The sequence below is a fragment of the Mesorhizobium sp. genome, from assembly GCF_017306585.1.
GTDB lineage: Bacteria > Pseudomonadota > Alphaproteobacteria > Rhizobiales > Rhizobiaceae > Mesorhizobium.
Map to the genome: position 1 here is coordinate 17,454 of NZ_JAFKIC010000183.1, position 12,850 is coordinate 30,303.

Annotated in this window: 11 protein-coding genes; 7 read left to right on the forward strand and 4 right to left on the reverse strand. The window is 63.4% G+C overall.

Annotated features, from left to right (window positions below):
- Nucleotides 1-123: 123 nt before the first annotated feature.
- From J0I79_RS22120 to J0I79_RS22140, 5 genes are all read left to right on the forward strand, one after another.
- Nucleotides 124-1,185, forward strand: a complete 1,062-nt coding sequence (locus J0I79_RS22120; RefSeq protein WP_292863946.1) for a glycosyltransferase family 4 protein — start codon at nt 124-126, stop codon at nt 1,183-1,185.
- Nucleotides 1,186-1,224: 39 nt separating this feature from the next.
- A complete protein-coding gene (locus tag J0I79_RS22125; protein ID WP_292863949.1) occupies nt 1,225-3,411 on the forward strand; it encodes an amylo-alpha-1,6-glucosidase in 2,187 nt (728 codons plus the stop codon).
- Between the two features lie 104 nt (nt 3,412-3,515).
- Nucleotides 3,516-5,309, forward strand: a complete 1,794-nt coding sequence (locus J0I79_RS22130; protein ID WP_292863952.1) for a trehalose-6-phosphate synthase — start codon at nt 3,516-3,518, stop codon at nt 5,307-5,309.
- Nucleotides 5,309-6,103 (forward strand): trehalose-phosphatase, encoded by a 795-nt coding sequence (gene otsB / locus J0I79_RS22135; RefSeq protein ID WP_292863955.1) that lies wholly within the window; start codon nt 5,309-5,311, stop codon nt 6,101-6,103. The genes J0I79_RS22130 and otsB overlap by 1 nt, the downstream gene beginning before the upstream one ends.
- Nucleotides 6,104-6,166: 63 nt before the next feature.
- Nucleotides 6,167-6,379, forward strand: coding sequence for a hypothetical protein (locus tag J0I79_RS22140; protein ID WP_292863958.1), 213 nt, complete (start codon nt 6,167-6,169; stop codon nt 6,377-6,379).
- An 8-nt stretch (nt 6,380-6,387) separates the two neighbouring features.
- On the opposite strand, the gene dprA is transcribed toward J0I79_RS22140, so the two are convergent.
- The 4 genes from dprA to J0I79_RS22160 form a co-directional block, all read right to left on the reverse strand.
- Complete coding sequence (gene dprA / locus J0I79_RS22145) at nt 6,388-7,521, reverse strand: DNA-processing protein DprA (protein WP_292863972.1); 1,134 nt, start codon at nt 7,519-7,521, stop codon at nt 6,388-6,390.
- A 17-nt stretch (nt 7,522-7,538) separates the two neighbouring features.
- Nucleotides 7,539-8,126 carry a glycerol-3-phosphate 1-O-acyltransferase PlsY gene (plsY, locus tag J0I79_RS22150; RefSeq protein ID WP_292863960.1) on the reverse strand — a complete coding sequence of 196 codons (588 nt, stop codon included), beginning with the start codon at nt 8,124-8,126 and terminating at the stop codon, nt 7,539-7,541.
- A gap of 70 nt (nt 8,127-8,196) precedes the next feature.
- Nucleotides 8,197-9,492: a dihydroorotase gene (locus J0I79_RS22155; RefSeq protein WP_292863963.1), complete on the reverse strand. Its 1,296-nt coding sequence runs from the start codon at nt 9,490-9,492 to the stop codon at nt 8,197-8,199.
- Nucleotides 9,489-10,454 (reverse strand): aspartate carbamoyltransferase catalytic subunit, encoded by a 966-nt coding sequence (locus J0I79_RS22160; protein WP_292863966.1) that lies wholly within the window; start codon nt 10,452-10,454, stop codon nt 9,489-9,491. The genes J0I79_RS22155 and J0I79_RS22160 overlap by 4 nt, the downstream gene beginning before the upstream one ends.
- 212 nt (nt 10,455-10,666) lie before the next feature.
- Here J0I79_RS22160 and J0I79_RS22165 point away from each other — a divergent pair, with 212 nt between their 5' ends.
- Entirely contained in the window at nt 10,667-12,295 is a 1,629-nt protein-coding gene (locus J0I79_RS22165) for a DNA alkylation response protein (protein ID WP_292863969.1), read from the forward strand.
- A 159-nt stretch (nt 12,296-12,454) separates the two neighbouring features.
- The coding region (locus J0I79_RS22170) for a hypothetical protein (protein WP_292863975.1) at nt 12,455-12,850 on the forward strand (396 nt) is incomplete at its 3' end.

The window sequence follows — 12,850 nt, forward strand, 5'->3', positions numbered from 1 at the left end:
TGGCCTGAACCGACTTCATGCACGAAGTGCATCACTCGTCTAAACCAACTTCCCAAGCGCAGGAACGATCCCGCGGCTTAAGCATTTTGCTTCATGACCAGTTCATCAAGGGAATGCCGCGCCATGAAAATTGCGCATGTCGCGCCGCTTTACGAGTCGGTGCCGCCAAGACTGTATGGCGGCACCGAGCGCATAATTTCATACCTCACGGAAGCTCTCGTCGGCCTCGGTCATGATGTGACCTTGTTTGCGAGCGGCGACACCAAGACATCGGCCAAACTCGTGCCGTGCCGCGAAAGGGCCCTCCGTCTCGATCCGCGTCCGCTGAAATCCGACATTGCCGCACATCTGTCGATGCTTGATGAGGTCAGGAAACGCGCCGGCGATTTCGACGTCATTCACTTTCATCTCAGCCATCTCCTGCACTTCCCGTTCTTTCGGGACATGTCGCAGCGTACGGTCACGACGCCGCATGGCAGGCTGGATTATGCGGACCTTGCGTCGGCCTATGAACGTTTTCCGCGTTTCCCGATGATTTCGATATCCAGAAGCCAGCGGGCGCGGTTCGCATCAGCGAACTGGCTGGCCACGATCCATCATGGGCTGCCTTCTGAGCTCTACGAGCCTGATTTCGAGGCAGGTTCGGATGGCGGTTATCTGGCGTTTCTTGGCAGGATGTCGCGCGACAAACGGCCGGACCGTGCTATCGAGATCGCCCGCCGCACCGGACTGAGACTGAAGTTGGCTGCCAAGATCGGTGATGACGACCGCGCTTACTTCGAAGAGGTCGTCCAACAGATGATCGATGGCGATCAGGTCGAATATGTCGGCGAGATCAATGAACAGCAGAAGGCGGCGTTTCTCGGAAACGCGGTCGCGCTGCTTTCCCCGATCGATTGGCCGGAGCCTTTCGGCCTTGCCGTGATCGAGGCAATGGCTTGCGGGACGCCGGTCATGGCGTGGAGTTGCGGCGCCATGCCGGAGGTTGTCGACGACGGTGTCACCGGTTTTGTCGTCAAGACCATCGAGGATGCCGTCGCTTCGATGCCGGCTCTCCTGCAACTCGACCGCCGCGTTGTCCGCGCGGTGTTCGAGAAGCGCTTTTCGGCCCGCAGGATGGCGCAGGATTATGTTGCCGCCTACGAGCGGCTGATCGACGCCCGCGGACACGCCAGGGCTTCTTGATTACCGGCGCCGCCGTCGGCAACGAACAGGGACAGTCCTTTGACAACCAGCCAGCTTGTTACGACCAGCCCCCTTGACGAGCGCAAGCTTGATCCAGCCATAGCGTTGGCATCGCTCGACGAAACGGCGCCACGGGAACCCCATCGACTGTTCGCCCTCAAGCATGGCGACTGTTTCGCGGTTGCCGATGCCTATGGTGATATACGCGGCGTCGGTGACGGATTTTTCCGCGATGATACCCGTGTGCTTTCGGAATTCAGCCTGACCGTTGGTGGGCGCTCTACCTCGTTGCTCGGGGCGTCGTTGAGCCAGGACAATGTGCTTTTCACCGCCAATCTTACAAACCTGCCGATCGAGAGCACCGTGGGGCGTCAGATACCGCAAGGCGCCATCCATATCGAACGCGTTCGGCTCCTGTGGCAGGAGAGGCTGTACGAGCGCATAACGCTTTCCAATTACAGCCGGGAACATTCGACGATCCGGCTGTCGCTACGCTTCGCCGTCGATTTCCGCGACATGTTCGAGGTTAGGGGCTCGACCCGTGCGAAGCGCGGAATCGCGCATACGGCCGAGATCGACCAGAATTCGGTCGTGTTGCGCTACGAAGGTCTCGACAAGGTGGTGCGGACATCGGCGATATCCTTCTCAAGGACGCCCGACAAACTGACCTCCGACCGGGCGGATTTCTCGATTGCCGTCGTCAAACGCGGCAGTCAGACGTTTTACGTGGAAGTCGGGGATACGACGGCCGATCGTCCCGATAATGCAAGGTTTCGCGCGGCCGCGGCCCGCGCTCGCTTCGGCATGCGCGCCAAGCGGCGGCATGGCGCGACGCTGCACAGTTCAGGCCGCGTCTTCAACGACTGGATGGAGCGGGCCCGTGCGGATGTGGCGCTGCTCACCACCGAATTGGCGACGGGTCCGTATCCATATGCCGGCATTCCTTGGTTCTCCACCGCCTTTGGTCGGGATGGCGTGATCTCAGCCCTGCAGATGCTTTGGCTGAATACTGGCCTTGCCAGGGGCGTCCTTGCTTTTCTCGCGGAGCACCAGGCGACCGAGACGTCTCCGTTCAGCGATTCCGAACCCGGCAAGATCATGCACGAGACCCGCAAGGGCGAGATGGCGGCACTCAGCGAGTTGCCCTTCGGCCGTTACTATGGCGGCGTCGACACGACCCCTCTCTACATCCATCTTGCCTGTGCTTATGCCGATCGCACCGGAGACATGGCCTTCATCGACGGCCTCTGGCCATCGCTGTGCGCCGCGGCCGAGTGGGTGGAAACGGCAAGCCGCTCGACGGGATTCCTCACCTATCAGCGCGCCGCCGAATCCGGCCTCGCCAATCAGGGCTGGAAGGACAGTTTCGATTCCGTTTTTCATGCCGATGGTCGCATTCCCAAGGGACCGATCGCTCTGGTCGAGGTCCAGGGATATGTCTTTGCGGCATTCCGGGGATTGGCGAAACTCGCGCGGCTGCGCGGCGAGACGGAGCGGGCCGAGGGTTGGGAATTGCGCGCCGACGAGATTCGCCAGAAGGTCGAAAGCCATTTCTGGATGGAAGACCTCGGCTATTATGCGTTGGCGCTGGATGGCGATGGCCAAACCTGCAAGGTTCGTACGTCCAATGCCGGCCACTTGCTTTATGTCGGCCTTCCCGAGCCGGACCGCGCCCGCCTGGTCGCCGACCAGTTGCTGTCGGCTTCGTTCAACTCCGGCTGGGGCCTGAGAACGCTGGCCGACGACGCGATCTTCTTCAATCCTATGTCCTACCACAACGGTTCCATCTGGCCGCACGACACTGCCATCTGTGCCGCCGGACTGGCGCGCTATGGCATTCGCGATAGCGTTGTGCGGCTGATGAGCGGGACTTTCGAATCCGCTGTCCATTTCAACATGCGGTTGCCCGAACTCTTCTGCGGCTTCACACGAGCGGCCGGCGAAGCGCCTATCGCCTATCCGGTAGCCTGCCTGCCGCAGGCATGGTCTGCCGGCTCCGCCTTCCTGCTGATGCAAGCCTGTCTCGGCTTGAAGATCGATGGCTGGACGAACGAGATCCATGTCACCCGCCCGCGCCTGCCGATCGGCATCGATAGCCTCGTGGTTCGCCATCTTTCTGTTGGGCAGGTGGCGGTGGATCTGACATTCCAACGCGTTGGCGACCGTGTTGGCGCTTTCCTGGCGGATACGCATGAAGGCCTGGTCCCGCTCGTGGTCAGGAGTTGAAAAAACGGAACCATCGCGCCCGGGTGACGTTGGACAGTCACGCTATGGGACAGGAGCTCCGATGAGCGCATTTCCGTATCCCATTGAAAGGCCCCCGATTTCCAATGCCAGATACCAGTCCTTACCTTCCTGTTCCTTCATTCGCACTATGGCTTCTTGTTCTGGCATTGGCGGGTATTCTCATCATGCTGCTTGCGACAAGGGCCTCGCAGATCAGGCGAGCTAAAGGGGCGAATGCCGCCAAGGTGGAAAAAGCGGGAGAGGCGAAATCGAATCCCGTTCGCGCGCTTCTCCCCGAATTCGAGAAGAATGGGCAATCAGCCGCCGCGGCTTTGGTGGAATGGTCGCCTGACACGCTGCGCCACATCTTGGCCAGGGAACTTCCCGATGCGCAGGTGATCGTTGTCTCGAATCGCGAGCCATACATCCACAACCGCAAGGGCGAAGAGATCGAACTGGTCGTGCCGGCGAGCGGACTGGTCTCGGCTCTTGAACCGATTACCCGTGCCTGCGCGGGTACATGGATCGCCCATGGTGGCGGCTCGGCCGATGCGTCGGTCGTCGATGCGAATGACCGGGTCGAGGTGCCGCCGGAAAATCCGTCCTATACGTTGCGCCGGGTCTGGCTCAGCGAGGAAGAACAGCGGGGCTATTATCTCGGTTTCGCGAATGAAGGCCTCTGGCCACTCTGCCACATAGCTTTTACCCGGCCGGTATTCCGGGCATCCGACTGGGAAACCTATGAAGCGGTCAATCGCAAATTCGCCGACACGGTCGTCGCCGAGGCACGCAACGAGCGGCCGATCGTGCTCGTCCAGGATTACCATTTCGCATTGCTGCCCCGAATGATCCGCGAGCGCCTGCCGGAAGCGATCGTCATCACTTTCTGGCATATTCCATGGCCGAATTCAGAGGTGTTCAGCATCTGCCCGTGGCGCGAGAAGATTCTCGAGGGCCTGCTTGGCAGCTCCATCGTGGGGTTTCACACCCAGTTTCATTGCAACAACTTCATCGAGAGCGTCGACCGCTTTCTCGAGAGCAGGATCGAGCGCGAGGAATCCTCAATCTCTTACGGCGGCCGGATCAGTCTCGTGCATGCCTATCCCATCTCGATCGAATGGGACCCTCCACTTTTGGACAGGCTTCCCGCGGTCGCGGAATGTCGCCAGCTTATCCGCCGGAAATTCGGCCTCTCCGACGATGTCCGGCTGTGCGTGGGGGTCGAACGCCTTGACTATACCAAAGGCATCCTCGACCGGCTCATTGCACTGGATGAGTTGCTGAAACTTCATCCGGAATGGATTGGCAAAGTGGCGTTCCTGCAGATCGCCGCACCCAGCCGCGGTACCTTGCCAGCCTATCAGCAACTGTATGAGGAGTGCTTGTCCCACGCCGGGGAACTGAACCAGCGCTATGGCCGCGATGGCTACACGCCTGTGGTGCTGATTACTGAACATCACTCCCAGGCGCAGGTCTACGAGATCTATCGTGCCGCCGACGTCTGCATGGTCACGAGCTTGCATGACGGCATGAACCTTGTGGCCAAGGAGTTTGTCGCGGCACGCGAGGATGAGCAGGGCGTCTTGTTGCTCAGCATGTTCGCTGGGGCGTCCAAGGAGTTGCTGGAAGCGCTGATCGTCAATCCCTATGACGCGGCCATGATGGGTGAGGCGCTGCTCCAGGGCTTGACCATGTCGCCCGAAGAGCAGCGCCAGCGCATGCGGCGCATGCGCGAAATCGTTCGAGACAACAATGTCTATCGATGGGCGGGAAGCATGCTTCTCGATGCCTCGCGGTTGCGCAAACGCGACGCTGTCGATCGCGCGGTCGGTTCCGCTCCCGGTTCTCCCGACAACGTAATCTCGCTCCTCGACCGCAAACGCGTAGCGTCGCTGTGATGCCGCTCTCATCCGACCGGATCGCGCCCGCCGTTCCCCAAGGTCCATGGGCTCTGTTCCTCGACATTGACGGCACGCTCCTGGAGCACGCCGCGCACCCAGACGCGGTGGTCGTCGGTGACGAGTTGCGTAGCCTTCTGGCGGGGCTCGACGCCCAGCTGGACGGAGCACTCGCTTTCGTAACGGGACGGTCGATCGCTGCCGCCGACCATCTCTTTCGGCCGCTCAAACTGCGTGCCGCCGGTCTCTACGGGCTGGAACACAGGCTTACGCGGGACGGTCCGGTCGAAGCCGCCGGCGAACCGGCCGATATCGCTGCGCTCGCTACCGAAATCGCCACCGAACTGGACAGCGCCGACATCTATATAGAACGAAAGGGGCCGATACTCGCCATCCATACGCGCGCGGCTCCGCATCTGCTTGAGCGGGCCACCGAACTGGTCCAGCGGGCGTTGGCCGGACTGCCGGAGGGATACCGCGTGCTGGCCGGGAATGCCGGTGTCGAATTGATGCCGCTGGAGGCCGCGAAGGGAGCTGCGATCCGGCGCTTCATGCAAACCCCCGCTTTCAGGGGCCGGCGACCGGTATTCCTGGGAGATGACACTTCCGACGAGAACGGCTTTGAAGCAGTCAACGAGATGGATGGCGTCGCGGTTCGCATAAGGCCACGCGGACCGACCGCGGCCCCTTACGCGCTGGCTGATGTCAACGAGACCTTGGCCTGGCTGGACGGCCTAACCCGGGCAGGTGGGCAAGTCTTGGCAGGCGAGCAGACGTCGCCGGAGCGATCATGATGAGGTACGCACGCCGGAGAGCCTCGTTTCACCTCCGGTTCAGGCGTGCGGAAGGAGTTCACAATGACCCAATTCACCAGTCTCATGCGCGAACTTATGCCAGCCTGGCTTAGGCGGCGCTCGGAGGCGACCATGCATGAGCCCGGTTCGGGGAAAGAGCCTCAGCGCGCCGACGACGCCGACGCGGTTTGGCGCAAGGCTGTCGAGAGGGATATGTTTGGAGCCAATACGCCTGATTACACCGAGATGGGGCAGAAGGGCCGCAAGCCCCATTGAGGTATCGGTCAGCCTTCGCCGAAAACCAGCGATACATGACCGCCTGCATGCCGTTCGAGCCTGCCGGCGAGATCGAGTTCCAGCAGCACCATGAAGACCTGAGCGGGATGCAGGCCGGTGTGGCGAATGATCTCGTCGACAGCCACCGGAGTTGGTCCGAGTGCCTCCATAACCCTGGCGCGGTCGCTTTCGCCGGGTGGCGGCGTGGCTGAAAAGTCCGGCGGGTCTTGGAATGGCGGCACTTCGGGCGCCCGCATGCCGGTCAGCGGCGCGATTGCCCTGGAAACATCGGATGCCTCGGTGACGAGCGTGGCGCCGTCCTTAAGCAGGCCGTTGGTGCCGGCTGCGCGCGGGTCGAGCGGGGAGCCGGGCACGGCAAAGACGAGCCGGCCCATTTCGCCCGCCAGCCTGGCGCTGATCAGGGAGCCCGATCGCTGTGCCGCTTCGACGACGACAAGCCCTAGAGAGGCACCCGCGACAAGGCGGTTGCGCCGGGGAAAATCCTGCGCGCGCGGTTGCCAGCCGAACGGCATTTCCGAAATGATGGCGCCGCGTTCGGCGATCTCGTCGCACAGTCCCGCATTTTCGGGCGGGTAGGGCAGGTCGAGGCCTCCCGCCAGCACACCGATCGTGCCGGTCGCAAGACTACCCTGGTGCGCGGCCGTATCGATGCCGCGCGCCAGTCCCGACACGATGCCATAGCCGTCGCGCCCAAGATCGGCAGCCAGCATGCGCGCCATCTTGATGCCGGCCAGCGATGCGTTGCGGGCGCCGACAATGGCTATCCCCGGCAAGCGGAACACGGTGCCTCTGCCCTTGACCGCCAGCAGCGGCGGCGGGTTGTCCATGTTGCGCAACAGCGATGGATAGTCGGCCTCCCCGATGCCGACAAAGCGCGCGCCGGCTCGCCGGGCGGCTTCCATCTCGGCCTCGGCTTCGGCTGGCGAAGGGATGCGCACGATCCGGTTCGCGCCGCCTGAGATCATCAGTTCGGGCAGCATTTCCAGCGCCACCTCGGCCGAACCGAAGCGATTGATCAGGTCGCGGAAGGAAGCAGGGCCGACATTCGGGGTGCGGATCAGCCGCAGCCAGCTCAGCCGCTGCCGGTCGCTGAGGCGCGGGCCGGCGGCAGGCTCGCTCACCACGGTGGCGTGCTCGCTCACCCCTTGGCTCCGATCTTGCCTTCGGTTCCGGCAAGCAACCGGGAAATGTTGGCACGGTGCTTGATGAAGACGATGACGCTCATCACCACGAACAGCAGGGCAACCTGAGGCGTGCCCATGAAATAGAGGGCGATCGGCACGATGACGGCCGCCGTCAGCGCCGCCAGCGAGGAGTAGCGCAACAGAAACGCCATCGCCAGCCAGACCACCGCGAAGATCAGCGCCACCGGCCAGGCAAGGCCGATCAGCACGCCGAGATAGGTGGCGACGCCCTTGCCGCCCTTGAAGCCGAGCCACACCGGAAAGAGGTGGCCGAGAAAGGCGCCGAGGCCGGCCCACACCGCTGTCTCGGGCGCGAAATGCGCCGAGATCAGAACGGCTGCCGTGCCCTTCAGCGCGTCGAGCAGAAGTGTGGCGGCGGCAAGCCCCTTGTTGCCGGTACGCAGCACGTTGGTGGCGCCGATATTGCCGGAACCGATCTTGCGCACATCGCCGAGGCCGGCCGCGCGCGTCAGCAGCAGCCCGAACGGGATCGAGCCGAGGAGATAGCCGAACACCAGCGCCAGGATCAGGCCATAAGTCATTGTTTCCCCCGCATTTCCTCAGCCTGCTTGTCGCGGCTTCAGGTGGCGCAAGGATATGTCGAGATTCGGGTCAACTATCCCAGGCGGAGAACACTGTGCGGCCCGCCACCAGCGTTTGCAAGACCTTGCCTTGCAGCCGCGCGCCTTCGAAACAGGTGTTTTTCGAGCGCGAGCGGATGCCGCTTTCGCTGACGATCCAGGGCTCGTCGAGATCGACCAGGGCGAGATCGGCCTGCGCGCCCGGCTCCAGCGTACCGCCGGGCAGTCCGAACAGCCTCGCCGGCGCCGTCGACAGCGTTTCGATCAGGCGAAGCAAAGGCAAATCGCCATTGTGGTAGAGCCGCAACGCTGCCCCGAGAAGCGTCTCCAGCCCGATGGCGCCGGCGGCGGCGTCGGCGAAGGGCAGGCGCTTGGTGTCGACATCCTGCGGGTCGTGCGAGGAGACGATGATGTCTATCGTGCCATCCTTGACCGCTTCGATGACAGCCAGCCGGTCTTCTTCGGCGCGCAGCGGCGGCGTGAGCCGGAAGAAGGTGCGGTATTCGCCGACATCGTTCTCGTTGAGCGACAGATTGTGGATCGACACGCCTGAAGTCACGGTCGCACCATCGGCCTTGGCGCGTGCCACGGCGTTTGCGGCCATCGACGTAGAGATCTTTGCCGCGTGATAGGAGCCGCGCGTCAGCCGTGCTAGAGCAAGATCACGCTCGAGCGGAATGGATTCCGCTTCGCGCGGGATGCCGGAAAGGCCGAGCCAGCTCGCGTAAAGGCCCTCGTTCATGACGCCTGATGAACCAAGGTCGGCGTCCTGGGTTTCATGGACGATCGTGGCGCCGAAATCGCGCGCATATGTCAGTGCACGGCGCATGACCAGCGCGTTGGCGATGGTGTGGCGGCCGTCGGTGAAAGCGACGGCGCCGGCCTCGCGCAGCAGCCCGAACTCGGTCATCTCGCGGCCTTCGAGACCCTTGGTGATGGCGGCCGCCGGAAAAATATTGACGCTCGCGGTGTCGCGCGCCGTGCGCAGCACGAATTCGACCAGCGCCACATTGTCGATGACCGGGTCGGTATCGGGCATCATGACGACGGAGGTCACGCCGCCCGCCGCTGCCGCAACACTCGCCGAAGCGATGGTCTCGCGATGCTCGCCGCCGGGTTCGCCAATGAAGACACGGCCGTCGATCAGGCCGGGAATGATCGCCTTGCCGGCGCAGTCGATCACGGCGGCGCCCTCAGGAGTACCCTGGTTCAGTGCCGCTTTGCCGGCTGCTGCGATCTTCCTGCCGTCGACGATGACCGCCCCGACCTCGTCGATGCCACGGGAAGGATCGACAATCCTGGCGCGTTCGAAGACCGTGATGCTCATTCGCCACGGCCCTCCTGGTTGCGACGGGGATCAAGCAGCGCTTCCATCACCGCCATGCGCACGGCGACACCCATTTCCACCTGTTCCTGGATGACGCTCTGCGGGCCGTCGGCGATTTCCGAGGCGATCTCGACGCCTCGGTTCATCGGGCCGGGGTGCATCACCAGGGCATCGGGCTTGGCGGCTTTCAGCTTTTCGGCGTCGAGGCCGAAATAGCGGAAATATTCGCGCGTCGAGGGCACGAAGGCGCCTTCCATGCGCTCGCGCTGCAGGCGCAGCATCATCACCACGTCGGCATCCCTGAGCCCTTCCGCCATCGAGCGGCAGACGATGACGCCCATCCTGTCGATACCAGAGGGCAGGAGCGTGGAGGGCGCTACCACCCGCACCTGCGCGCCGAGCGCGTTGAGCAGCATGATGTTGGAGCGCGCCACGCGCGAATGCAGGATGTCGCCGCAGATCGCGACGATCAGCTTCGAAAGCGGACCCTTGGCGCGGCGGATGGTCAGCGCATCGAGCAGCGCCTGTGTCGGGTGTTCATGCGCGCCGTCGCCGGCATTGACCACGGAACAGCCGACTTTCTGCGCCAGCAAGGCCGCGGCGCCCGCCGACTGGTGGCGAATGATCAGGATGTCGGGGCGCATGGCGTTCAGCGTCATTGCCGTGTCGATGAGCGTTTCGCCCTTCTTCACGGATGAACTTGCCACCGACATATTCATGACGTCGGCGCCGAGACGCTTTCCCGCCAGTTCGAACGAGGACTGCGTGCGCGTCGAGGCTTCGTAGAAGAGGTTGATCTGGGTGCGGCCGCGCAGTGTCGAGGTCTTTTTCTCGGACTGGCGCGAGATAGCGACGGCCCGATCGGCCCGGTCGAGCAACAGCTCGATGTCTCCAGGCGAAAGGTCGCTGATGCCCAGAAGGTGGCGGTGGGGGTAGAGCGGCAGGGACGAAGCGTCGGTCATCTCAAGGGGCTGCTATAGGGTGCGGATTTTGCGCCCGCAAGCACCAGCTTTGGATTGGCGTCGTTCTCCTCATTTTTTTCGTGGAGATAGCCGATTAGATCGGCCGGTATTTTCGTCGCGCGCGCAGCAACGCTTGGCTATATCTAGCCGACGGCCTTGGATTCGTGGCTCCGCGACGATAAGGACCTTTTCGGCCGACAAAAGGATTGGGCGTGACCGACGACGTGACGAACCAGCCGCCGCCGCTGACGGGCGGCAACGCCTGGCGGGGCGATCCGTTGCTGATCCAGCTCGCGGAACGATTTTCCGATCCGGTACGCAAGGATCTCGACGGGCTCGGCCGTTTCGTCCTGACGCAGGAAGCGCAGGAACTGGTGCGGCTCGCCAATGTCGACACGCCAAGGCTGAGGACGCACGACCGGCAGGGTCGGCGCATCGACCTTGTCGAATTCCACCCCGCCTATCATGCCTTGATGCGCCGCTCCGTGGCCAATGGGCTGCATTCCTCGGTCTGGGAGAACGGCGACACCGAGATCGGCCGCCGCCACCAGGTGCGCGCCGCGCGGTTCTACCTGACCGCCGAACTCGAGACCGGCCACCTTTGCCCCATCACCATGACCAGCGCCTCGCTGGCGGCATTGATGGCCAGCCCGAAACTGTTCCGCGAATGGGCGCCGCGCGTGACGACGCGCAAATACGATCAGAGCCAGAAGCCGCCGGTCGAAAAGACCGGGCTGACGCTTGGCATGGGTATGACCGAGAAGCAGGGCGGCACGGATGTGCGCGCCAATGTGACGAGGGCCGAACGCGCCGGCAGCGGGTTCTATCGCCTGACCGGGCACAAATGGTTCATGTCGGCGCCCATGTCAGATGCCTTCCTGGTGCTGGCGCAGGCCCCGGAAGGCCTGTCCTGTTTCCTCGTGCCGCGCGTCCTCGGTGACGGGTCTGGCAATGGCTTCCGTTTTCAGCGCTTGAAGGACAAGCTCGGCAACCGCTCCAACGCCTCCTCGGAAGTGGAGTTCGTCAACGCCATCGGCGAGATGGTCGGCGAACCCGGCGCCGGCGTGAAGACGATCATGGACATGGTGACCCTGACACGGCTCGACTGCGCCGTGGCTTCCTCGGCGATCATGCGTGCCGGCCTGGCCGAAGCCGTCCATCACGCCCGCCACCGCCAGGTGTTCGGCGCCACGCTGATCGAGCAGCCGCTGATGCAGCGCGTGCTGGCCGACATGGCGCTCGATGTCGCCGCGGCGACCGCGCTGTCGTTCCGGCTGGCGCGGTCCTTCGACGAGGCCGCCAGCGATCGCGGCGAGGCGGCGTTCGCCCGCGCCATGACGGCTGTCGTCAAATACTGGGTCTGCAAGATCGCACCGCCGCTGCTCTACGAAGCGATGGAGTGCCTGGGCGGCAATGGCTATGTCGAGGAGGCGCCGCTCGCCCGCTACTATCGCGAAGCTCCGGTCAACGCGATCTGGGAAGGATCGGGCAATGTGATGGCCCTCGACGTGCTGCGCGTGCTCGGCCGTGCGCCTGGCCTGTTCGAAGAGGTGCTGGCCGGCATAGACCGCGACCTCGGCGCCGGCGGGCGCGGCACGATCGGCGTGCTGAAGGCCGCAATGCAGGTCGCGTCGACCGACGAGGGCTCGGCCCGGCTGCTTACGGAACAACTGGCGCTGTCAGCCGCGGCGGCCGAACTGCGCCGGCTGGGGGCAGGGCGGATCGCCGATGCCTTCGTCGAAACCCGTCTCGCCGGTCAGTGGCGCAACACCTATGGCATGCTCGATTCACGCCACGATGCGCGCATGATCATCGATACGCTCTATCCGCCGGTGAATTGAGCCGCCTGAGCCGGGACGGGCGCGCGCCATCCGTCATTTCCGGAGGACCGACGGCGGACACGCGTATGCCGCCGGATCGCCGTTAACCTTAACAAATGGTTTCCATTGCGGCGACGCGGCGCAAAGCCCACTGTCATTCCTGTCGAAGCAGGAATCACGATGCGACACCTATTGACCTCATTTCTGTCTGTGCATTGGGCGATCGTCTTCGCCCTGCTCGCCCTGATTTGCATCGACGGAAATCGCGGTGCCGCGGCAGCACTTGGCATGCTTGGAGTGGCGGTCGAGAGCGCTCGGCTCGTCGATCTGCAAGACGTCGTGGTAGTCGCGCCGTTGGCTACCGCCTTGCTGGTCGTTTCGGTGCTGTTCTTCTGGGCCTTTGTCGATACGCTGATGAATGACGCCGCCAGTCCCGGCGCCGACAGCGTCATCCGCATCGCCTTTATTTCCGCCTCAGGCGTGCTGTCGCTGATCCTGATTGGCGGGGCCGCCCAAGGCATCAACGGCCTGTTCATGGTCGTTGCCGTGCAACTGGCCGCACTTCTGGCATCCTAT

Excerpts from the sequence above, each read along its gene's own strand:
- J0I79_RS22120 (WP_292863946.1), top strand. The coding sequence starts at position 124 with ATGAAAATTGCGCATGTCGCGCCGCTTTACGAGTCGGTGCCGCCAAGA.
- J0I79_RS22130 (WP_292863952.1), top strand. The coding sequence starts at position 3,516 with ATGCCAGATACCAGTCCTTACCTTCCTGTTCCTTCATTCGCACTATGG.
- otsB (WP_292863955.1), top strand. The coding sequence starts at position 5,309 with ATGCCGCTCTCATCCGACCGGATCGCGCCCGCCGTTCCCCAAGGTCCA.
- J0I79_RS22140 (WP_292863958.1), top strand. The coding sequence starts at position 6,167 with ATGACCCAATTCACCAGTCTCATGCGCGAACTTATGCCAGCCTGGCTT.
- plsY (WP_292863960.1), bottom strand. The coding sequence starts at position 8,126 with ATGACTTATGGCCTGATCCTGGCGCTGGTGTTCGGCTATCTCCTCGGC.
- J0I79_RS22155 (WP_292863963.1), bottom strand. The coding sequence starts at position 9,492 with ATGAGCATCACGGTCTTCGAACGCGCCAGGATTGTCGATCCTTCCCGT.
- J0I79_RS22160 (WP_292863966.1), bottom strand. The coding sequence starts at position 10,454 with ATGACCGACGCTTCGTCCCTGCCGCTCTACCCCCACCGCCACCTTCTG.